18 protein-coding genes and 3 tRNA genes are annotated in these 20,564 nt (G+C 71.1%); 13 read left to right on the top strand and 8 right to left on the bottom strand.

Annotation, left to right across the window (positions count from 1 at the left end):
• Window positions 1-9: 9 nt before the first annotated feature.
• The 3 genes from RPQ07_RS05905 (at window position 10) to RPQ07_RS05895 (ending at window position 2,634) form a co-directional block, all read left to right on the top strand.
• Window positions 10-82 (top strand) — tRNA-Val (locus RPQ07_RS05905).
• Window positions 83-112: 30 nt separating this feature from the next.
• Window positions 113-1,447, top strand: a complete 1,335-nt coding sequence (locus tag RPQ07_RS05900; RefSeq protein WP_313942962.1) for an SDR family NAD(P)-dependent oxidoreductase — start codon at window positions 113-115, stop codon at window positions 1,445-1,447.
• On the top strand, window positions 1,447-2,634 hold the full coding sequence (locus RPQ07_RS05895) for a ribonuclease inhibitor (RefSeq protein ID WP_313942961.1): 1,188 nt from the start codon (window positions 1,447-1,449) through the stop codon (window positions 2,632-2,634). Before RPQ07_RS05900 ends, RPQ07_RS05895 begins: the two co-directional genes overlap by 1 nt.
• A gap of 3 nt (window positions 2,635-2,637) precedes the next feature.
• Here the strand turns inward: RPQ07_RS05895 and RPQ07_RS05890 are convergent, their stop codons facing one another.
• Entirely contained in the window at window positions 2,638-4,485 is a 1,848-nt protein-coding gene (locus RPQ07_RS05890; RefSeq protein ID WP_313942960.1) for an ATP-binding protein, read from the bottom strand.
• Window positions 4,482-5,849, bottom strand: coding sequence for a DUF2201 family putative metallopeptidase (locus RPQ07_RS05885; RefSeq protein WP_313948797.1), 1,368 nt, complete (start codon window positions 5,847-5,849; stop codon window positions 4,482-4,484). Before RPQ07_RS05885 ends, RPQ07_RS05890 begins: the two co-directional genes overlap by 4 nt.
• Window positions 5,850-6,033: 184 nt before the next feature.
• On the opposite strand from RPQ07_RS05885, the gene RPQ07_RS05880 reads away from it, so the two are divergent.
• Window positions 6,034-6,109 (top strand) — tRNA-Trp (locus RPQ07_RS05880).
• 43 nt (window positions 6,110-6,152) lie between these two features.
• Here RPQ07_RS05880 and RPQ07_RS05875 read toward each other — a convergent pair.
• Window positions 6,153-6,992 carry a hypothetical protein gene (locus tag RPQ07_RS05875; protein WP_313942959.1) on the bottom strand — a complete coding sequence of 280 codons (840 nt, stop codon included), beginning with the start codon at window positions 6,990-6,992 and terminating at the stop codon, window positions 6,153-6,155.
• 113 nt (window positions 6,993-7,105) lie between these two features.
• Here RPQ07_RS05875 and RPQ07_RS05870 point away from each other — a divergent pair, with 113 nt between their 5' ends.
• On the top strand, window positions 7,106-10,498 hold the full coding sequence (locus RPQ07_RS05870; protein WP_313942958.1) for a hypothetical protein: 3,393 nt from the start codon (window positions 7,106-7,108) through the stop codon (window positions 10,496-10,498).
• Between the two features lie 64 nt (window positions 10,499-10,562).
• On the opposite strand, the gene RPQ07_RS05865 is transcribed toward RPQ07_RS05870, so the two are convergent.
• On the bottom strand, window positions 10,563-11,537 hold the full coding sequence (locus tag RPQ07_RS05865; protein WP_313942957.1) for an acyl-ACP desaturase: 975 nt from the start codon (window positions 11,535-11,537) through the stop codon (window positions 10,563-10,565).
• Between the two features lie 116 nt (window positions 11,538-11,653).
• Entirely contained in the window at window positions 11,654-12,430 is a 777-nt protein-coding gene (ddaH, locus tag RPQ07_RS05860) for a dimethylargininase (RefSeq protein WP_313942955.1), read from the bottom strand.
• A 213-nt stretch (window positions 12,431-12,643) separates the two neighbouring features.
• Between ddaH and RPQ07_RS05855 the strand changes: the two genes are divergently transcribed.
• Window positions 12,644-12,717 (top strand) — tRNA-His (locus RPQ07_RS05855).
• Between the two features lie 208 nt (window positions 12,718-12,925).
• Window positions 12,926-13,972: a Ku protein gene (locus tag RPQ07_RS05850; RefSeq protein ID WP_313942954.1), complete on the top strand. Its 1,047-nt coding sequence runs from the start codon at window positions 12,926-12,928 to the stop codon at window positions 13,970-13,972.
• Between the two features lie 101 nt (window positions 13,973-14,073).
• On the opposite strand, the gene RPQ07_RS05845 is transcribed toward RPQ07_RS05850, so the two are convergent.
• The 3 genes from RPQ07_RS05845 to RPQ07_RS05835 form a co-directional block, all read right to left on the bottom strand.
• Window positions 14,074-14,268: a DUF6381 family protein gene (locus RPQ07_RS05845; protein WP_313942953.1), complete on the bottom strand. Its 195-nt coding sequence runs from the start codon at window positions 14,266-14,268 to the stop codon at window positions 14,074-14,076.
• 123 nt (window positions 14,269-14,391) lie between these two features.
• A complete protein-coding gene (locus RPQ07_RS05840; protein ID WP_313942952.1) occupies window positions 14,392-14,724 on the bottom strand; it encodes a hypothetical protein in 333 nt (110 codons plus the stop codon).
• A 325-nt stretch (window positions 14,725-15,049) separates the two neighbouring features.
• Window positions 15,050-15,718, bottom strand: coding sequence for a type III effector protein (locus RPQ07_RS05835; protein ID WP_313942951.1), 669 nt, complete (start codon window positions 15,716-15,718; stop codon window positions 15,050-15,052).
• A 129-nt stretch (window positions 15,719-15,847) separates the two neighbouring features.
• On the opposite strand from RPQ07_RS05835, the gene RPQ07_RS05830 reads away from it, so the two are divergent.
• From RPQ07_RS05830 to RPQ07_RS05805, 6 genes are all read left to right on the top strand, one after another.
• A complete protein-coding gene (locus tag RPQ07_RS05830) occupies window positions 15,848-16,279 on the top strand; it encodes an Hsp20/alpha crystallin family protein (protein WP_313942950.1) in 432 nt (143 codons plus the stop codon).
• Between the two features lie 270 nt (window positions 16,280-16,549).
• Window positions 16,550-16,945, top strand: coding sequence for a DUF2267 domain-containing protein (locus tag RPQ07_RS05825; protein ID WP_313942949.1), 396 nt, complete (start codon window positions 16,550-16,552; stop codon window positions 16,943-16,945).
• A gap of 556 nt (window positions 16,946-17,501) precedes the next feature.
• Window positions 17,502-19,079 carry an ATP-binding protein gene (locus tag RPQ07_RS05820; protein WP_313942948.1) on the top strand — a complete coding sequence of 526 codons (1,578 nt, stop codon included), beginning with the start codon at window positions 17,502-17,504 and terminating at the stop codon, window positions 19,077-19,079.
• 55 nt (window positions 19,080-19,134) lie between these two features.
• Window positions 19,135-19,572 carry a roadblock/LC7 domain-containing protein gene (locus RPQ07_RS05815; protein ID WP_313942947.1) on the top strand — a complete coding sequence of 146 codons (438 nt, stop codon included), beginning with the start codon at window positions 19,135-19,137 and terminating at the stop codon, window positions 19,570-19,572.
• Between the two features lie 2 nt (window positions 19,573-19,574).
• Complete coding sequence (locus RPQ07_RS05810; protein WP_313942946.1) at window positions 19,575-19,955, top strand: DUF742 domain-containing protein; 381 nt, start codon at window positions 19,575-19,577, stop codon at window positions 19,953-19,955.
• Window positions 19,933-20,538, top strand: a complete 606-nt coding sequence (locus tag RPQ07_RS05805) for a GTP-binding protein (protein WP_313942945.1) — start codon at window positions 19,933-19,935, stop codon at window positions 20,536-20,538. Before RPQ07_RS05810 ends, RPQ07_RS05805 begins: the two co-directional genes overlap by 23 nt.
• Window positions 20,539-20,564: the final 26 nt, after the last annotated feature.

The following is a 20,564-nucleotide window of genomic DNA, read 5'->3' as shown; positions in this document are numbered from 1 at the left end:
AGGCCGGACGGTCCCGTAGCGCAGAGGCAGGCGCAACGACCCCACACGGTCGGTCACGCCGGTTCGAATCCGGCCGGGACCACGCACAGAACGACGGGGGACGGGGCGGCGGATGGAGCACATCGGCGACGACGAGCTCGCGGCGTTCGACCGCACGGTCAAGAAGCTGCGTGCGCTGCCCGTAGACGACCCGGTGCGGCTGCGGGCCGAGCAGGTCGCATCCTCTTTTGCCCGGGACGGACGGCAGCGCAGGCGCAAGTCCCGCATCGGCGCGCGTGCCGACAGGGACGCCGCCGTTGTCGCGGCCACCGCCACCGGTTCCGTCGCCCGGCGCGAGGACGCGCCACTGGAGGTGGCGGCCAAAAGCGCCGGCGTCTTCACGAAGCCACGGCGCTGCTACGTCTGCAAGTCGTTCTATCGACAGGCCGACTCCTTCTACCATCTGCTCTGTCCCGGCTGTGCGGCCGACAACACCGCGCGGCGCGGCATGAGCACCGACCTCTCCGGCCGCAGGGCGCTCCTGACCGGCGGACGCGTCAAGATCGGCTTCCAGCTGGCGCTGATGATGCTGCGCGACGGCGCCGAACTCCTTGTCACCAGCCGTTTCCCGCACGACACCCTGCGCCGTTTCCGGGCCGCGCCCGGCAGCGGGAAGTGGCTCGACCGGCTCACCGTCGTCGCCGTCGATCTGCGGGACCCCCGGCAGGTGCTCGGCCTGTGCGAGCGGCTGCGCCAGGACGGGGAGCCGCTCGACATCCTTGTCAACAACGCCGCCCAGACGGTCCGCAGGCCTCCCGCTTCGTACGCCCTGCTCGCGGCCGGGGAGTACGGGGCCCTGCCCGGCGAGGTGCTGTGCGCTCCGGGGTACGAACCGATGGGCGCCCTTGAACCCGCGGGCGCCGGGGGAGCGCTTGCCATGGTCCTTCCGGAGGCCGACGAGGCGGGCCTGCTGCCCGACACCGCGCCGGCGAACTCCTGGTCGGCTCGCATCGGCGAACTCGACGCCGCCGAACTGCTGGAGACCCAGCTGGTCAACGCCCTGGCGCCCACCCTGCTGGTCGACCGTCTGCTGCCGTTGCTGCTCGCCTCTCCCCGCCACCGCCGTTACATCGTCAACGTGACCGCCGTGGAAGGCAGATTCGCCGTGCGGCGCAAGATGTCCACGCATCCCCACACCAACATGGCGAAGGCCGCACTGAACATGCTCACCCGCACCAGCGGGCCCGAACTCGCCGAGCAGGGCGTCCACATGTGCAGCGTCGACACGGGATGGATCACCGACGAGAATCCCGTGCCGAAGAAGGAACGGATCGCCGCCGAGGGCTTCCGCACACCCCTGGACATCGTCGACGGCGCGGCGCGCGTGTACGACCCCATCGTGCGGGGAGAGGCGGGCGCGCCGGTCTCCGGCGTCTTCCTCAAGGACTACCGGGAAGCGGAGTGGTGATGGAGGAGCCCTACGCGGGTGTACCCGAAGTGCTGCCCCGTTCGGTCGCCGAACTCGGTCCGCTCATCGCCTGGTTGCGAGACGGGCGGACGACGGACCGCAGACTCGACTTCGCCGCGGGCACCGCGCTCCCGGACGGGCGCCTCGACCTGTGCAAGCAGGCGCTCGGCCCCGACGGCGCCGCTCTCGTCGCCGAGGCGCTGCGCGAGGGCGGCGCGAGCGGCACCGTTCCCGCGCGGCACCTGCTGCTCGGCACCGACGGGCTCGGCGACGAGGGTGCGGCCACCGTCGCCGACAGGACCGTGGGCTCCGGTGTCGAGACGCTGTACCTGGGGTGCAACGGCATCACCGCGGCCGGCGCCTGCCGGATCGCCGACAGCCTGCGGGCGTCGGAACACGTGGTCAGCGGGGTCTGGCTCAAACGCAATCCGCTGGGCACCGGCGGCGGTCGGGCGGCCGCCGAACTCATCGCCGCGGCCTCGTCGCTGCGCACGCTCGACCTCGTCCAGACAGGGCTCGACCCGGCCGGGCTCACGTTCCTCACGGAGGCGCTGCTCGCCGCGGACACGCGGGGACGCCGCATCGAGCGGCTCTTCGTCGGGGGCAACCCCCTCGGTCAGGCCGGAGCCGTGCCGCTTGCCGCACTGATCGTGAGCGGCGCGGTCGGCGAACTCTATGCGTCCGCGACCCGGCTGGGCGACGAGGGTGCCCAGCGGCTGGCCGATGCCCTGGGGCGGGCGCCGCGGGGACGACTGGCCCGCCTCTCCGTCGCCAGCAACGGCGTCGGTCCGTCGGCCGCTGCCCGTCTGGTCGCCGCAGCGGCCGCCGCCGGCGTCGAACTGCTGGACATGGGGCGAGTTCGGGCCGCGGGCACACTCGGCGCCGAGGACAACCGGATCGACACGGATGCCGCGACGGCCATCGGCGAGAGCCTCGCCGATGGCGAGCACCGGCTGACCCACCTCGTCCTCGCGCACACCGGGATGCGCAGCCGCGAGGCCCACCGCATCCTCGACGCCGCGCCTCGCGCCGTGAGCCACACCCGCTTCGTGCTCGGGAAGGGCATCGCCACCAGCGTGCGCCGCCGCCTCGACGCCTTCAGCGCACACCTGCCCGCGCCCGCCGTCTCCGCCGATGTCGCCGCCGTACGCAGTGTGCACCGCACGGCGCCCCCGGAAGCACCCTGACGATCAGCGCACCCCGGCCGTGAAGATCTCGATCCAGAACCGCTGGTGCTTCTCGGACGCGCCCACCAGATAGGTCGACCGCAGTTTCGGCGGCAGCAGTGCCACCAGCCGGGCCACCACCCTGCGGTGCTTCTTCAGCTGTGACAGCTCGGCGTTGGCGATGATCTGATGCACCACATCACTGTCGTTGCCGCCCTCCCCGGACTGCTCGGCGGCCCTGCGCAGTCGTCCCTCCCACAGCTCCACCCGCTCGGCGAGCTCCCGCAGGCCGGTCACCGGCCGGTTGTCCAGGCGCTCGATCAGGGACGTCAGGGGCACCGGAGCGTACTCGCCGTCCCCCAGATAGACCGTGCCCATCTCCAGCGGCAGACCGCGCTGATGCAGCTTGATCAGCCGCTCGATCGTCCGCTTGGTGATCCACGCCCGACCCTCGTCGTCGATGTCGTGCTTCCACCAGTCGAGCACCGTCTCGGCGACCGGCCCATAGGTCCCGATCAGCCACTCGTTGGCCGGGATGTCGTCCGGCTCGACGGTCAGCGATGCCGTGAACCGGGTCGCCTGGGCGATGTTGTTGCGGGAGACGAGCAGCTTGCGGCCCAGGTGGTACGGCGGGTTCTGGACGGCGATCTGTGCCCGCAGCCCTTCGATCCGCCGCCCCGCCAGCGACCACTCCTGGGTGATCTCCATCAGTTTGGCGAACGCCGCTTTGTCCTTGGGCCGGTTGTACTCGTCCCACACGATGGCCTTCGGCTCCGCCCCGGTGAACCCGGCCGCCAGCAGATTGTCCAGGGAGCCGTCGGGCGTCGGGATCGGGGCGCACAGGTCCTCGACATTGGTCACCGGCAGCGAGAAGTACAGCGGTTCGCGCCCGCCGAGCCCTTCCCGTACGGTCTGGCGCACGAGCTCCGTCTTGCCACAGCCCGGCGGACCTTGCAGCAGCACGGTCCAGCGGTTGCGCAGCGCGGCGCGCACCACCTGCCGCACCGGGTCGGGAATCGTCGCCGGGTTGGGTACGCCGAGAGCGGCCGCGATGCGGTCGAGCACCTCCGCGGTCCGGTTCTGCCCCGGTCGGCCGTCACCACGCGGCTCGACGAGGCGCAGCCGCTCGCCGTTGACCAGCGGAAGCCCCCAGCGCAGCGGGAATCCCTCCTGGGCGTTGGCCAGGATGTGGTCGACGGTGCGTGGCGCCAGCAGTTCGCGCAGCGCCGGGCTGAGCGACGCCCACACCGCGAACACCCCGCGCAGGTCCCATGTCCGGTACTTGGCGGCCAGCTTGTAGCGCCACGAGGTGTCGTTCGCGGTGATCCGGATGGTGACCATACGGTCCAGGATCGCCAGATCGCTGCGGCGGGCGGCCGTCTCGGCGAGTGATTCGTTGTCGGCGAGGAACACGCCGATACAACCCAGCGCCCGCAGGTCGTACTCGCCGAGCGTCCAGTTGCAGGCGATCTGCATCAGCTGCGACTGGATCGTCTCGCCGGCCTGAAGCGAGTCGTCGATCAGCAGGACGAAGGGCTTTCCCGGCTTGAGCTGGCTCATCACCAGCTGCCGCAGCACCAGTTGACCGCTCTCGGTGTCTCGCACCGGCGCGTTCGCCAGCAGGTCGTCCGGCGTGAGGTTCGCCGCGGGCACGAAGACCAGCTCCGCGTCCGGATACGCCTCCGCCACATGGGAGAAGAACGTCGCCGTCTTGCCGATGCCGTGCTCGCCGAAGACCTGACCGGTCTGCCCCATGTCGATCATCGCGTCGATGAAGGACTCGAGCCGGGACACACCCGTCCAGCCCTCGGGACGCTCGGGGTAGGTGGCATTGCCGCGCCACTGCCGCCGGTGGTCGGTCGCGGTGGTCATCTCGATCCTGTCGTGACGCGATGGCAGGCCATCGGGGGTTGGTGGGCATCGGGCCAGTCGTCCCCGCCCTCGGTGATCAGCCAGATCCACTTGTCGGGTTCCGCCGGCGTGATGTGCGGGGCGTACCCGTCGGTGAGCATCACGATCGCGTCCGGGGTGACGTCGAACAGCCGGCCGTCCACGGCGGTGCGCCCCTCCACGTAGTCCGCGACGGCCTGGAAACTCGTACCGCCGCCGCCGAGCACCCGCTCGCCGGGTGCGAAGGGCATCACCACACCGTCGAACGACAGCCAGTGCGCCTCCACACCGTCGATGCCGCCGACCAGTTCGGTCAGCCAGGTGACCACGTGCTGCGGCATCGATCCGGAGGTGTCGTACGCGATGACGAGCACCTTGTCGCGCACCGGACCCCGCCGCGAGAGCATCGGGTCGTGGCCCAGCGCGGCGAGCAGCGCCCCGCGCTTCTTCGGATACACCAGCCGCTCACCCTCACGCAGCTTGGACGCCATGACGTCCACCAGCCACCGCTGCCACCAGTCGACGCGGCCCGTCCGAGCCGTCCGCCCTCGCAGCGCACCTGCCCCCAGCCGGCCCCACATCCGGGTGATCCGGTCGGACGCACCGTCCGTACGGTCCATCAGGTCACCCAGCTCCTGCTCGGCTCCCGCGTGACCGCGGCGCGCCGCCAGCAGCGCATTGAGCAGGGCCGACGAGCCGACCGCGTCGGTCGTCCGCTGGTCGCCCGGGACCTCGGCGTCCGTCAGACGGATGCACATCGGCTGCGGCACCGGGGGGTTCTTCATCCGCTTCAACTCGCTGTACACGGACATGTCGGTGGCGATGAACGCGGAGTACTCCAGGGGGTCGAGGCCGTGGGCCCGCAGGTCCGCCTCGTAGGCCTCGTGGATCTCGCGGGGATCGATGCCGGTCGGCTCGCCGTGCAGCAACGGCAGCGCGTCCCGGCCGAGCCTGACCATCGCCACGTGGTTGATGGAGACCTCGGCCGCGAGCGTGAACACCGGGTCCTCCCGCAGTTCGGGCTCGGCGAAAAGATGCCGGTGGACCAGGTGGCGTGCCTCGTGGAAGAGCACGAACTTCACCCCGTCGAGGCCGAGGTCCACGAAGAACCGCGGGTTGTAGAGCAGCAGGCAGGTGCCGTCGCCGCTCGCCACCACGGCCGCCGTGTCCACCGCCGTCGTCGCGATCTGGTGGTGGCACTTGGCATAGAGCCAGGAGGCGACCGCCGACTCGGTCAGCCCGAAGTCCAGCAGCGCGGCCTCCTTGAGCTGCCGTGCCTCCTCGACGGTCCCCGCGTCGGCCGGCTGCCATCGCTCCAGCGCCCGCCGGTCCGCCAGATCGACCACGGGACGCACGTGCCCGTTCCGCTCCCCGTATGCCACGTCCCGCACCCCCCTCGTACAGGCTCATTGGTACCAGGGGCCACTGACATCGGGCGAAGCGGTTTCCGCAGCGCAGCCGTGCCGGCCGAGCGGGCGGAGGGCTCACGGTGCGGCGGCCTCCCGCGCGGCCTTAGGATCTCCGGCAAGGGCGGGGCCGTAGCGCAGAGGCAGACGCGCCGGTCTCCAGAACCGGAGGACGCTGGTTCAACTCCAGCCGCCCCGCCCCCTTTCCGGTCCCGAGCCCGCGGCCGGACGGCATGCGCCTTCCTAGGCGATGGCGCCCGAGGTCACGATCAGCTCGGGCGCGGTACCGGTGAACGTCGGCAGCAACTGGGCGAGCACCGCCCAGGCTTCGGTGTTCTCGCCCAACGAGCCCTGAACCAGCGGCCGCAGGACCGCCTCGGCCTCCGGCAGCCGGCCCGGGAACGCCCAGCGGCCGGAGTCCAGCACCGACAGCACGTCCTGTGCGGTGCGCCAGTTCTCCGCGTACGCCCCCGGGCCCGCCACGATCCCGGCCTGCCGCATCCGGTGGGCGAAGCTCGGATGGTCGCTGAACCGTTCCCGCAGCGCCTTCGGACAGTCGATGCGGGTGGCCAGCGCCCAGCGCGCGAAGCCGGGCAGGGGCTCTTCGAGATCGGCCGCCGCCACCTGGGCCCAGTCGTCCCGGCCGACGGCCGCGGCCGCCCTGCGCCCCTGCCGCATGCGGGTGACCGCCCGCAGTTCACTCACGACACCACGCGGTCCGGTGCCCGGAAGATCCACGGGCTCGGTCTGCTTCCGCAGCCCCGGCGCGAGCGGGAGCGGTCCTCGCGCACCGTCGCCGAACGGCACCCCGCGCAGGATGTCGCGCTGGATCCGGCCGCCCACCCCGTCGACGTGGTAGACGACTTCGTTGATGTCGGGCCGGTCGGCCTGAAGCATCCAGAACAGCACCGACGCCGGTGTTCCCGCCCGCGAGACCTGTCGTGCGGCCTCCCAGACGGGGGGAGGGCCGGCCGGCGGGTCCTCCGTCACGGCCAGCCGCTTCCGCACCCGTCGCGCCACGTCCGCGTCGGCGAGTGTGAACAGCAGATGGAGAGCCATGGCGGTCCTGCGGTCACCGTTCATCGCGTCCCCCTGCACGGCCCCCGTCGGCGGCCCCGTCCGTCCCTGTGGCGGCCGATCATGCCAGGTTCCCTATTCGCCGGGGATCACGGTTCTCCGGAAGGCACAATTCCCGCATGCCGCACACCTCCCGGCGCTCGGCGGATCTCCTCCTGGCCGCGATCGAGCCCCTCCCGTATCCCCTGCGCATGCGCGAACTGTCCCGGCGGACCAGGGAGACGGAGCCCGAGGAACGGCGGTCGCTGCTGGTCGAACTCGACGCCCGCGGGCCCTACGAGCGAGGGCTCGCCGTCGTCGTCGCGTCCGTGGGCGGCGAGACCGGGTGGATCGGTGACCGGCTCGCGGACCCCGACGCCTTCGTCCGCGGCCAGGCACTGCGGGTCGCCGCGGGGCTCGGCGTCACCGACGAGGCGTTCGCCGCGGCGCTGGACGATGCACCGGCCGCGATACGCCGGCAGTTGCTGCGAGCCGTCGTCTCGCAGCGGCGCACGGCGCTCGCGGACCGGCTCGTCGACGGCGTCAGGGAGACCTGGGGCGACACCGAGGCGGCGCGCCTGCTGCCCGGGTGCGGGCGCGACACCGTCGCACGGCTGCTGCCCGCCCTGTTCCACGCCGTCCACGGCTGGACCTCGCTCGGCCGCCGGCATCCCGGTCCGGTTCTCGACGCCGCCGAGCGCGAACTGGCCGCGCTGCCCGAGTCACTGCGGGACGGCTGGTGGCAGCGGTACGCCAGGGCGGTCGCCGCCACGGCGGACGCCGAACCGCGGCGGGTTCTCGCCCTGTTCGAGAGCATGGGACCCGCAGCCCTGCCGGTGCCGCTGAGCCATCGGCTCGCCGGTCTGGCGAAGGCCGACCCCGCGCGGATCGTGGGCATGCTGCTCGCTCCCGAGGGGCACGCACTCCGCGGCCGCGTCACCCGGCGCCCGGCCCTGCTGAGCTTCCTCGCCCGGCACGCCCCCGAGGATCTGATGCTTCGACTGGGACGGGTCAGCGCCGCATGGCCCGACCAGCTCGCGCGACTGATCGCCGCGCATCCGCCGGCCCGGCGGGGCGCGTTCCACGAAGCCGTCGTCAGCGACCGGGGCAGCGACGCACAGGTGGTGAACGCCGAACTCCTGGACGTCCTGCCCCGCAGCTGTGTCGCCGTCGAGGCCCGCCGGATGGCCGAGCGGGCCCGGGAGCGTTCGGCTCCGTGGAGCGAGGTGCTGCTCGCCGAGTCGTATCTGCCCGTGGACGAGGCGCGCGAACGGCTGGTCGCGGCCACGCGCCGCCCCGCCGCGGAGGACCGCTCCGAGGCCTGGCCGCTGCTCGTCCGCAACGCCGCGCGGTCCGGCGACGCCGACTCCGTGACCGCGGTACTGCGCGAGATGGCACGGCTGCGCAACGAACAGGACCCGGTCCGCTCCGCTGCTCTGGACGCCCTTGCCGCCACGCCGCCCGTGCTGTTCACCGAAGAGGCTGAGGACCATCTCGACCGGGTCGCCGCCGACGCCGTCGAGGCCCGTGACTCGTCCCCGGCCACCCGCCAGGCGCTCAGCCGCCTCGCGGTCGAGGTGCTGCGCGAGCACGCCGCCGCCGGCCGGCGCGGGCTCGTCAACTGGGCGCTGCGTACGGTGGTGCGGATCTCCGGAAGCACTGGTGGCGCCGATCTCGGGCGGCTGGACCGTACGCTGCGCCGCGGCCAGGAACACGACGTCTTCGAGGCGCTGCGCCCGTGGATCGAGGCGGGCGCCGAGAAGGCGGACTTCAGTCTGGCCTTCGCACTCGCCCGCGCGGCCGGCCGGCGTGCTGCGGGCATGCCCGAGCTTCAGGAACTGCTGTGGCAGGCGGTGCGGTTCGGCAACAGCCGGGCCGCACGCACCGCGGTCGGCCTCTGGCTCGAAGCGCCCCAGGACCGCGACCGGCGGGTGGAACTGCTGCTGAGCCACGAGAGATCGGCGGCCGTACTGCCGCCCGTCGTCGCGGTACTGACCTCCCGCCGCACCGATCTGCTCGACCGCATCCTGGAGGACACCCCGCCGTACGGGCGCTTCCTCACCAAGGACAGCCACTGGACCCTGCCCGTCAACAACATCGACCGCACTGTCCACCGCTGGACCGCTCGCCAACAGCGCTCCGCCGTACGGCAGTTGGCGAACGCAGCGGATGACACCTCGCTGCCGCTGTACACCCGGGCGGACGCGGTCGCGTCGGTCGCGCGCATCCCGGCCGGCGGAGCGGATGCCGCACGCCGCTGGACGGGCTCCCCTGACGTGGTGCTCGCCGAGGCCGCGCTCGCCGCCCTCAGCCGGACCCTGCGTCCCGCCGACGCGCTGCCCGAACTGCTCTCGTACGCGAACGGCGACCGGGCCCGCGTCGCCGTGTACGCGGTCACCCGGGCGTCCCGGTACGCGCGGCCGTCCGAACTCGGCGCCCTGCTGCGCGGCGTTCTGGAGCCGGGTGCGGCCAAGGTGACCAGCCGCAAAGAGGCCGTGCGGCTCGCCGCGGCCCGCCTTCCGCCGACCGATGCGGCGTCGGTGCTCGCCGACACGTACGCGATGGAGGACCAGCACCGTGATGTCCGCGCCGCGTGCGTGGCCTTCGCTCCGGCCCTCCTCGGTGACGAACGCATATGGCGCCTGCTCACCGACGCGTCCGCCGGTGAGCGGGTGCTGCGCGACGGCGTGCTGCGTGTGGTGCCGATGGACCTCCCGGAGTCGTACCGCCCGCGCTATGCGCGTCTGATACGCGGTGTGTGCGAGATCCGCGACAAGGAACTCGCCGGTACGGCGTTCGCGGCCCTCGCCCACTGGCTGCCCTGGTCGCCCGAGGCTTCCGCGGTCCTGGTGTCCGCGATCACCGATCTGTCCGACCGGCGGTCCTGGTACGCGGCGGCCGACGCGCTCGCCGCCGCTGCCGTTCACGGGCCCGAGGCGGCAGCCGCCGTGGAGCAGGCGCTGACGCGGCTGGCCACCGCCGACGCTCTGGCGGTGGAGAACGCCGACGACGCCGGCGCTGAACGGGACCGGCCGGCCCGCCGCCGGGTCGAGCACCTCACGGACCGGCTGTGCCGCCGGTCCGGTGTACGCCCCCGGGTGCTGCGCCCGGTGCAGAAAGCCGCCGCCGAACTGCTCGCGGGGCACGACACCTTCGTGCCGCAGGCGGCGGCGCTGCTGACGGAGTCCCTCGACCTGACTGCCGACGCGGACTCGCTGCGGGTGTCATACGACCGGCTCGTCGCCCTGCACGAGGACCGCCCGGCCCTCGCCGTCCGTACCGCCGATGCGCTCGGCCGCAGACTCCGCGGCGCGGACCGGGCCGGCGACGCCGCGACGCTGCTCACCGCCGCCCGGCAGCTCACCGAGGCGGGCGGTCGCACCGAGGGGCTTCTCGCGGTGACGCTCACCGCAGCGGGCGGCGAGCGCACGTCCTGGACCGAGCCGTGGCGGGCCCAGTTGCGCAGGCTGCGCCGCCATCCGGTCGCCGATGTGCGGGACGCCGCCCTCGGGTGCGTCACCGCTCATGAATGACGCCCGGCCGGGCCGCGCACCACAGGATCGTGGGCGCGGCCCGGCCGGGCGGGAGACAGCGGAGTCAGCGCGCTGCGCGCGCCGCCATACGTGCCTTGCGGGCCGCGAGCTTCTCGTCGAACTTCGACGCCTCGGCGTCCAGCCCGCCCATGTACAGCCCGAGCTCCTCCTGCGCCTTGAGACCCTCCGGGCCCAGCCCGTCGATCTCCAGCACCTTCAGGAAGCGCAGCACCGGCTGCAGCACGTCGTCGTGGTGGATCCGCATGTTGTAGATCTCGCCGATCGCCATCTGCGCGGCGGCACGCTCGAAGCCGGGCATGCCGTGACCGGGCATCCGGAAGTCGACGACCACGTCGCGCACGGACTGCATGGTGAGGTCGGGGGCGATCTCGAAGGCCGCACGCAGCAGGTTCCGGTAGAAGACCATGTGCAGGTTCTCGTCGGTCGCGATCCGGGCCAGCATGCGGTCGCAGACGGGGTCACCCGACTGGTGGCCGGTGTTGCGGTGCGAGACGCGGGTGGCGAGCTCCTGGAAGGCGACGTACGCCACGGAGTGCAGCATGGAGTGCCGGTTGTCGGACTCGAAGCCCTCCGACATGTGGGCCATGCGGAACTGCTCGAGCTTGTCGGGATCGACGGCACGGGAGGTGAGCAGGTAGTCGCGCATCACGATGCCGTGCCGGCCCTCTTCCGCGGTCCAGCGGTGAACCCAGGTGCCCCAGGCTCCGTCGCGGCCGAAGAGGCTGGCGATCTCGTGGTGGTAGCTGGGCAGGTTGTCCTCGGTCAGCAGATTGACCACAAGAGCCGTTTTCCCTATGTCCGTGACCTTCGACTGGCTCGGCTCCCAGGCCTCGCCGTCGTCGAAGAGACCGGGGAAGTTGCGGCCGTCACCGAAGGGGACGTACTCGTGCGGCATCCAGTCCTTGGCAACCTTGAGATGGCGGTTGAGTTCCTGCTCCACCACCTCTTCCAGCGCGTACAGCAGCCGGGCGTCGGTCCACGCGTCCGAGCTGCCGAGTTGGGGAGAGGTGATTGACACGGGTGCTCCAGGGGGACGGGAGAGTTACTTACGTCTTCGTAGGTTACGAAACCGTAGGTTAAGGCGCCGTAAGCCGTCGGGCCAAGCCCGCTCCCGGAATGTCCGGTTACATTTAGTTATGCATGCAGGTCGCGGAGGCGTACCGAGAGGCAGGTCACGCAGCCTTCGAGCTTCTCGAACTCGCTGATGTCGACCGGCACCGGCTCGTAGCCGAGATCCGCGAACAGCTCGGCCGACTTCGGGGCGCTCGCCGCCATCAGCAGCCGGCCCCCGCCGAGCAGCACGACATGTGCCCCGGACTCCTCCGGCACGGGGAGATGACGGGGGAAGACGGACGGGGTCTCGACCAGCGGCGGGTAGCCGATGACCGTGGCGTCGGGCAGGGCCGTCACCGCCGACTTCAGGTGCAGCACCTTGCTGATCGGCACGGCGACGACCCGCGCCCCCAGCGGCTCGAAGACCTGCCGCAGTTGCGCCACGCCGGCGGCGTTCGTCCGGCCGCCGCGGCCGACGTAGATCGTGTCCCCGACCTTGAGCACATCGCCGCCCTCCAGGGTGCCGGGCTCCCACACCCAGTTCACCGAGCAGCCGAGCCGCGCCAGCGACTCCTCGACGGCGGCGGTCTCCGGCCTGCGCGACTCGGCGCCGGGGCGGGCGATCAGAGCGACATTGCGGAAGACGACGACGGTGTCCTCGACGAACACGCCGTCCGGACAGTCGTCGGCGGGCTCGGTCTCGACGGTCTCCCAGCCGTGCTCGCGCAGCGTCTCGGCGTAGGTCTGCCACTGTTCGAGCGCCAGCGCGGCATCGACGGGCGTGCGCTCGATGTGGGTGACCAGCCCCTCCGCGAGACGCGGGCTGGGGCGGCGGATCAGGGCTTTCCTGCTGGGCACGGGCGAATCTCCCGGGAGGCTCGGGGCTGGTGGCGCCCATCATGACCCTTGGTGCGGGGGCCATGGAATCCCTGGTTGCAGGCTTGTGAGCGGTGGGGAGGGGGCCGGTGGGCGCCGACGCCCGGACCGTCCGGGGTCGTCCGGGCCCTTGTCGGCCCCGTGCAAAAGGAGTTGGGCCCGAGCCGGACCGGGTCCTACGCTTCTCGGCACATGGTGTTCGTAGCTGAGTTCGGTACAGCACCCGGCTGTGGACCGGGAGATCGCGGGTTCGAGTCCCGCCGTACACCCTTTTCCGGACCCTCGGCGGTTCCGGGCTGCGACTCCTCCCGCGGCGGGGGCGGGTCAGGTAGCGGTTGCCGTCATCCGCGCGGGTGAGCACGCTGAAGAGTGAGTCTCATCAGCGCTGCACATGCGGCCGATGTGCGGTCGAGCCCGAGACGGCGAAGCGGGTTCCGAGATCCCGATCCACCGGCAGGCCGGGAGCGGAGTGGGCACATGGCACGCGCGATCTGGACCGGTGTCATCACCTTCGGGCTGGTCAGCGTGCCCGTCGGGCTCTTCACCGCGATCGAGGACCATACGGTCCACTTCCACCACCTCCAGCGCGGAACCGCGGACCGCATCCGCAACAAGCGGGTCAACGAACGGACCGGCAGGGAGGTGGCATCCGAGGACATCGTCAAGGGGTACGAACTCACCGAGGGCGAGTACATCGTCGTGGAGCCGGACGAACTGGACCACATCGCGCCAGGCCGCTCCCAGACCATCGACATCAGCGACTTCGTCGACCTGGCCGACATCGAGCCGGTGTACTTCGACCGCACCTACTACGTGGCCCCGCGCGGCAAGGAGTACGCCAAGGTGTACGGGCTGCTGCGGACAGCGCTGGCGCAGTCGGACAAGGCCGGGATCGCCACCTTCGTGATGCGCAACAAGCAGTATCTGACCGCCCTGCGAGCGGAGGACAGGATCCTGGTGCTCCAGACCCTGCACTGGGCCGACGAGGTCCGCGACCCGGGCGAGGAACTGCCCGACCTGCCCTCCGGCCGTACGGGCAAGGGCAAGGAGTTGGAGATGGCGAACCAGCTGATCGGAACCCTGAGCAGCCCGTGGGATCCCGCCCGGTATGCCGACACGTACCAGGAGAAGGTACGGGAGCTGGTGCAGGCGAAGGCCGACGACCAGGAGATCGACCTCGCCGAGGAGGCGCCCGAGGCCACCAATGTCGTCGACCTGATGTCGGTCCTGCAGGGCAGCATCGACCGGGCGGGCGGCGCGCGAGGCAAGGGGTCCTCCGCATCGCGACGGAAGACGTCCGCCGGCCGCAAGGGGTCGCCCGGAGCGGCCGCGAAGAAGAGCGCCGACGACAAGAAGGCTCGTTCACGGGGCGGAGGAAAGAGCGAGCTGCGGGAGCTGACCAAGAGGGAGCTGTACCAGCGAGCCACCGAGCGGGGAATCTCCGGCCGCTCGAACATGGGCCGGGAGGAACTGGTCGACGCCCTCGCCCAGGCAGGGCGCCGCCGGAAGAAGAGCGCCGCCTGACCATTGGCAGGTCGACTCGTCCTTCAGCGCCTGGGCGAGGGACTGCTGGGCGAGGGACTGCAGGAACGACGCGGGCGCGCGTTCCTGCACAACGCCCGCCGCTACAGCGGGTTCATGCCCATCTCGTCGGGGCCCTTGCCGCCCGTGCGCTTGCTCTCTTCCGTAAGCCGGTCGGCCTTCTCCATGAGGCGCTTGCGCTCCTCCGGGTCGGTGGCCCGCTCGGCGGCGTCCTTCAGCTCCTGGGCCTTTGCGCGCATCTGCTGGGCAGGGCCGCCGGACTCACTCGCACTCGACATGATCACTCCAGGGACTCGGGGGAGCGGACCACCTCAGCGAAGCAGCAGCCGTACCCGATCGCATCCCGGAGCCTCACACATGGTGACGACGCCTGCGGCCGCCGAGCCTCGGCCGCCGACGGTCTAGACGGCCGTCGTGAAGGCCGAGTCCTCGGCGGCGCCGGTGCGGGCCTGCACGATCAGGTCGTCGTTGCCGTTCATCTCGAGCATGCGGCGCACCGCGACGCTCGCGGCGCGGACCGTCATCGGCATGCCCAGGTCGCGTTGCGCTCGCAGTACGGCACTGAGGGCGGCGCTGCTCTCCGCCGCGTCCTCGAGGACGACCAGGACAGACTCCGGACGGTGTGAGCGGACGAGCGCGCTGATGTCCTGGGCGAGCTGTGCCCGCCGCGCGATGCCCGGGTCCTCGTGCAGGGTGATGACCAGACGGGTACCCGTGACGGCATGGGACCACATGGAGACCCTCCGATTCGTGCACAGAAGATGTGTGTGCAGTGAATCTGCCCCGTCTTGCATTGCAATATGCCGGACGTCTTCTGCTTGCGTTTCATTCGGCCTAAGGCGGCCTGGCCAACGTTTCCCGGGAACGGAGTCCTCCGCTTTCAGGGGGTGGGTACGGGCCGGCCTGGCGGCCTGGCGTGAGGGCGGGATCGTCGAGTGAGCGCAGACGCATCCGCGGCACCGAAACGATCTCCCGAGGAGTCGGACTCGCCTGTTCGGGAACCCTTGCTTTGACCCCACCGCCCCGACTCGCTCCTCGTGCGCGGCTGGTCACCGACCCTCAACTCCCCGGCTGTTCGGCCGACATCGGTCCGTTGCGGAGCTCGTCGGTGTGGCGCGTGACGCTGTGGACACGGGCGGCGAGGTCGGGGTGGCCGGCTGTCAGGTGGGTGTAGGTGTCGGCCAGGGGTGCGATGAGGTTGGCGGCGTCGTTGTCCGCGAGGGCGTCGGCGAGCCTGGCCAGCGGGAGGCGGGCCCGAGCCGGGAGATCCGTGAGGGCGGTGATCTGACCGGCGAGCCGGCGCAGATCTCCGGCGTTGCCGCGGGCCCAGGCGGTGACGGTGCGGCCGGCGGCGCGGCGGTCGCGGGTGGCCTGTACCCGCTCTTCGCCGGTGCTGCCGGGGGTCCCGGGGCGTACGCGCAGGTAGCGGCGTTCGGCGGCCTGGCGGCTGGCGACACCGAGGGGGTGGGCGAGGTCGGCCCAGCTGGCGCCGGCCGCGCGGGCGGCTTCGATCAGTCCGGGTTCCCATCCCGCGAGTCGGTCCCTCAGCTCGCGCAGCAGGAGCAGGGTGGCCAGTGCCTGTTCGGGGCCGGCGGCCGCTGCGGGTTCGGGGTGCTGCCCGGCTTGCGGGGGAGCCTGGGCGGTGCGTACGGCCTCGTCGATGGCGCTCAGCGCCGCCGCGGCGGCGGGCAGGGATGAGGGGTCTTTGGCCTGGTCGGCGGCGGTCATGGAGGCCCTTTCCGTGTGTGTCACCCTTCTGACGACATCGTGCTTGTCATCGTTTGGATGACATGTTACAACGGTGTCAGGTGAAGCGCATTGGCAGTTTCTGCCTGAACCGACTGGAGGTGTTTCGCGATGTTGATGCGCACCGATCCGTTCCGCGAACTCGACCGGCTCACCCAGCAGCTCCTGGGCACACCCGGCACCTGGTCCCGGCCCTCGACCATGCCGATGGACGCCTATCGCGAGGGCGACGAGTATGTGATCGCCCTCGACCTGCCCGGTGTCGGAAGGGAAGCGATCGACATCGACGTCGAGCGCAACATGCTGACCGTCAGGGCCGAGCGCCGGCCGGCCGTCAAGGCCGACGATGTGCAGATGGAGCTCTCCGAGCGGCCACTCGGTGTCTTCTCCCGCCAGCTCGTGCTGGCCGACACCCTCGACACCGAGCGCATCACGGCCGACTACGACGCGGGCGTCCTGACCCTGCGGATCCCGATCGCCGAGCGGGCCAAGCCCCGCAAGATCGCCATCGGCGAGCAATCGCCCCGGCAGATCAGCGGCTGAGTCGCCGAACCGCCGCACGAGCCGCGGGGGACGGGGCCCGATCTCCCCCTCCCTCCCGTCCTCCGCGCGCCGTCAGGAAGAACAGGCCCGCGACCAGGGCGTCAGCGCGGTCAGCACGACCCGGACGCGGGCCGACGAGCACCTCGATCCCGCGTCCGGCCGCAACCTTCCCAGCGGCCCCCCAACTCCACACCACTGCACGTCACTCAGGATCAGAAAGGCAGCATTCCGATGTTCGTCCAGCCTGCACCGGCCTTTGACCCTCAGGGCATGACGTTCGACCAGATGCTGGAAAGGATCCGCTACGCAGGCGCGTACCCGACACGCGAGCGTGCCGCGGAGGCCGTGCACGCCGTGATGACCGGCCTCGGCCGTCAGCTCTCCGGCGAGGAACGGGTCGAACTCGCCGCTCGCCTCCCCATCGAGGCCGCGATCACCTTCACCGCCCAGATCCCCACCGCCGAACCCCTCACCGGCTTCGGCTTCGTCAAGGAGATCGCCGCCCGCACGGGTGGAACTCCCGCAACTGCCCGTTGGGACACCGGCGCCGTCCTCGCCACCGTTGCCGACCTGGCGGGCCCTGACCTTCTCGATCGCATTCTGGCCCGGCTTCAGCCCGGTTACGCCCTTCTGTTCGGTCGCGCCGAACTCGTCCAGGCCGCTTGACGGTTGTGCCGCTCGGCCCCATGTGAGACCCCGGGACTCGCCGCAGAGTCCCGGGGTCTCGCGTAGGTGTCACTTTTTCGCCAATGTCATCGTGTGGACACTCGTCGGCGTGTCCTACTGGACCCGTCGCGCGGTAAATGTGTCTATTGGCGGCGTAGACGAGTCCGATCGCTCAGCGGTGTCTCTTTCCCGCGAACCGGAGCGGGATCGTTTCTGCAGCTCAAGACGTCCCTTTTCGGTGTGCCGGTCCCGGATGTGATTACAACGGGTTCATGAGTGTGCACTAGGGTGGCGGCGCCTTCAACTGTCCAACCGTGTAGACGAGTTGACTGTTAGTCGGCGGCGTACCCGTGCACCCCACCCCCCGGGGTGATCGAGAGGACTCCCTTTGTCTGAATCCCCGACGTATGCAGCGCGCCCGGAATCCGGTCGGACGACCGCTGGGGGCTCGGCACGAAACAGGCACGGCAGGCGGCCGGCGCAGGAGGAGGCCGCCGATCCTGCCGCCCGCTCGAGGGCGATACGCCTCGCGGTCCTTCCCGCGGCCCTCATATCCGTGCTCGCGGCCGCACTGGTCGTTTTCGTTCTTCGCGCACAATCCGGCACGGCCGACGCCGCCACCTGGGGCGTCCTCGTCACCGCCGGCGTTCTCGGCGCGAGTGTCCTGATCGGCGCCGCGCGTGCCGCCTCCGCCGAAGCCCGGCGGACCGCCGAACGCCACACATCGCTCCGCAACTCCCTCGCCCCGGGCGTCAGCGATCTGCAGAACATGGTGCTCCGGCTGGAGCAGGGCGAGCCGGTGGAGCAGCCGCTCTTCTCGCAGCCCGCCCCGCCCTCGAACGACCCCGTCAGCCGCCTCGCCTACGAGCTCACGATCAGCCTGCTCCAGGCCCAGGCGGCCATCGCGCACGCCGCGCAGTTCCCCCAGGCCTCTGCCTCCCCCAATGAGGAGAGCATCGAGGTCTTCGTCAACCTCGCCCGTCGTCTGCAGTCCCTCGTCCACCGCCAGATCAGCATGCTCGACGAGCTGGAGAACGAGGTCGAGGACCCCGAACTCCTCAAGGGTCTCTTCCAGGTCGACCACCTCGCGACGCGTATCCGCCGTCACGCCGAGAACGTCGCCGTCCTCGGCGGTTCGGTGTCGCGCCGCCAGTGGACCAAGCCGGTGACGATGATGGAGGTGCTGCGGTCCTCCATCGCCGAGGTCGAGCACTACTCCCGCGTCAAGCTCGTCCCGCCGCTCGAAGGGACGCTGCGCGGCCACGCGGTCGCCGACGTCATCCACCTGCTGGCGGAACTCGTCGAGAACGCCACCGGGTTCTCCGACCCGAGCACCCAGGTACTGATGCGCGCCCAGCGGGTGACCGCCGGACTCGCCATCGAGGTCGAGGACCGCGGCCTCGGCATGTCGCAGCACGAGCAGGACCGGATCAACTCCCTGCTCGCCCACCCCGACCGCATCGACATCAGCAAGCTGATCGCGGACGGCCGCATCGGTCTCTACGTGGTCTCGGCGCTGGCCCGGCGGCACGGTATCGCCGTCCGTCTCCAGGGCAACATCTACGGCGGCATCCAGGCGATCCTCGTCCTGCCCACCGGTCTCCTCGGCGAGGAGCCGCTGGACGCGCCGCACCACGCCGCTGCCGCGGCACCCCGGTCCGCCGCGCCCGCCTCACCCCAGCGGCCCGCGGTGCAGGCCGGACCCGAGGCCCAGTACGTACCACCGCCGCTGGACACGGCTCAGCCGATGACCCCGACACCGTCACAGCCGATGCCGCCGGTGCACCACATGTCCGCACCGGCGCGCCAGCCGCAGCAGCAGGCGCCTCAGGCTCCGCAGCGCACGTCCCAGCAGCAGATGCCCCAGTCCCAGCAGCAGCCGTCTCAGCACGCACGGCCCGCCGAGCGGCCCGCACCCCGCGACGCCGGGTCGTACGACACACCGGCCCCGCAGGCCGGGCGCCCGCCGCTGCCGCAGCGCCGGGCCCAGGAGCATCTGGCACCGCAACTCCGGAACGCCCCCACCACGCGCATGCGGGGGGACATGCCGGAGGGGGAGCACGATCCGGGACTGATGGCTGCCTTCCAGCGGGGAGTCAGCCTCGCCGACGACGTATCCGACGAGACCCGCTGACAGCTCCTGCCAGCCGCACTTCCCGTACTCACCCCCGAGGAGAAAGAACGCCACCATGGTGAGCGACACGCGTACCGGTTCGAACCAGAATCTCGACTGGCTCCTTCAGGGGCTCGTCAAGAGAGTCCCGTACACCCGCAGCGCACTTCTGTTGTCGTCCGACGGTCTGACCAAGGCCGTCGACGGGCTCGGCACAGACGAAGCCGACCACATGGCCGCGCTGGCGTCCGGCATGTACTCCCTCGCCCGCAGCGCCGGTTCCCGCTTCGCGGGCGGCGCCGACGTACGCCAGGTGGTCGTGGAACTGGACACGGCGCTGCTCTTCGTCTCAGCGGCGGGCTCCGGGGCCTGCCTCGCCGTCCTCGCCGACAGCGAGGCGGATGCGGCCGTCCTCGGCTACGAGATGGCCATGCTGGTCAAGAGTGTCCGCCCCTACTTCGCCACGCCTGCCAGAAACCAGGCACCTGGCGCGACGCGCGCTGCGGGGCACTGAGGATGGCGGATGCGCAGGGCGGAGCGTGGCTCGACGACGAGGCCGGACGACTGGTCCGGCCCTACGCCGTCAGCAATGGCCGCACGCGCCCGACAGCGCACTTCGACCTTCTCACCCTCGTGATGGCGACCGGCACCCGTCCGAAGACGTACCTAGGACCCGACTACGACCAGGTCCTCGCCCTGTGCGGGGGCCGGCCCATCTCGGTGGCCGAGGTGGCGGCCCATCTGCGGCTGCCGGCCGTCATCACCAAAGTCCTGCTGTCCGACCTCGTGACGCACCAGGCGCTCAGCACACGTGCGCCCCGGGCCATCGAGGCGGCCTCCCCAACCGACCGAAACCTCCTGGAGGCGGTGCTGCATGGCCTTCGCAAGCGGCTCTGACGATCCTTTCCCGACCGCACTGAAGATCCTCATAGCCGGAGGATTCGGGGTGGGCAAGACGACCTTCGTCGGAGCGGTCAGTGAGATCGCACCCCTGAGCACCGAAGAGCTGCTGACCCAGGTCAGCGCTCGGACGGACAGCCTGGTGGGCATCGAGGACAAGACCACCACCACGGTGGCGATGGACTTCGGGCGCATCACCCTGAGCGCGGACCACGTCCTGTACCTCTTCGGCACGCCGGGGCAGGAACGCTTCTGGTTCATGTGGGACGAACTGTCCAACGGAGCGCTGGGTGCGGTGGTACTCGCCGACACCCGCAGACTCGACCAGTGCTTCTCGGCCGTCGACTTCTTCGAGCAGCGCGGTATCGGCTTCGTCGTGGCCGTCAACCAGTTCGACGGCGCGTACCACTACGAGCCCGCCGAGATCCGGGCCGCGCTCGACCTCAAATCCGAGGTGCCTGTCGTGATGTGCGACGCCCGCCAGTGCAACTCCAGCACCGAGGTGCTGATCGCACTCGTCGAGCACCTGCTCGCCCCTGCTCCCGGCATGTCGCCCGCGGAGCCCACCCCGCTGCACTGACGCCCGCTCAGCGCTGTCGAATGGAG

Source organism: Streptomyces sp. AM8-1-1 (genome assembly GCF_032229325.1).
GTDB lineage: Bacteria > Actinomycetota > Actinomycetes > Streptomycetales > Streptomycetaceae > Streptomyces > Streptomyces achmelvichensis.
This window is presented reverse-complemented; position numbering and strand designations above follow the sequence as displayed.

Excerpts from the sequence above, each read along its gene's own strand:
- RPQ07_RS05810 (WP_313942946.1), top strand. The coding sequence starts at position 19,575 with ATGGCGGATGCGCAGGGCGGAGCGTGGCTCGACGACGAGGCCGGACGA.
- RPQ07_RS05805 (WP_313942945.1), top strand. The coding sequence starts at position 19,933 with ATGGCCTTCGCAAGCGGCTCTGACGATCCTTTCCCGACCGCACTGAAG.
- RPQ07_RS05835 (WP_313942951.1), bottom strand. The coding sequence starts at position 15,718 with ATGACCGCCGCCGACCAGGCCAAAGACCCCTCATCCCTGCCCGCCGCC.
- RPQ07_RS05845 (WP_313942953.1), bottom strand. The coding sequence starts at position 14,268 with ATGTCGAGTGCGAGTGAGTCCGGCGGCCCTGCCCAGCAGATGCGCGCA.
- RPQ07_RS05870 (WP_313942958.1), top strand. The coding sequence starts at position 7,106 with ATGCCGCACACCTCCCGGCGCTCGGCGGATCTCCTCCTGGCCGCGATC.
- RPQ07_RS05840 (WP_313942952.1), bottom strand. The coding sequence starts at position 14,724 with ATGTGGTCCCATGCCGTCACGGGTACCCGTCTGGTCATCACCCTGCAC.
- RPQ07_RS05895 (WP_313942961.1), top strand. The coding sequence starts at position 1,447 with ATGGAGGAGCCCTACGCGGGTGTACCCGAAGTGCTGCCCCGTTCGGTC.
- RPQ07_RS05900 (WP_313942962.1), top strand. The coding sequence starts at position 113 with ATGGAGCACATCGGCGACGACGAGCTCGCGGCGTTCGACCGCACGGTC.
- RPQ07_RS05890 (WP_313942960.1), bottom strand. The coding sequence starts at position 4,485 with ATGACCACCGCGACCGACCACCGGCGGCAGTGGCGCGGCAATGCCACC.
- RPQ07_RS05825 (WP_313942949.1), top strand. The coding sequence starts at position 16,550 with ATGACGTTCGACCAGATGCTGGAAAGGATCCGCTACGCAGGCGCGTAC.
- RPQ07_RS05875 (WP_313942959.1), bottom strand. The coding sequence starts at position 6,992 with ATGAACGGTGACCGCAGGACCGCCATGGCTCTCCATCTGCTGTTCACA.
- RPQ07_RS05830 (WP_313942950.1), top strand. The coding sequence starts at position 15,848 with ATGTTGATGCGCACCGATCCGTTCCGCGAACTCGACCGGCTCACCCAG.
- RPQ07_RS05815 (WP_313942947.1), top strand. The coding sequence starts at position 19,135 with ATGGTGAGCGACACGCGTACCGGTTCGAACCAGAATCTCGACTGGCTC.
- RPQ07_RS05850 (WP_313942954.1), top strand. The coding sequence starts at position 12,926 with ATGGCACGCGCGATCTGGACCGGTGTCATCACCTTCGGGCTGGTCAGC.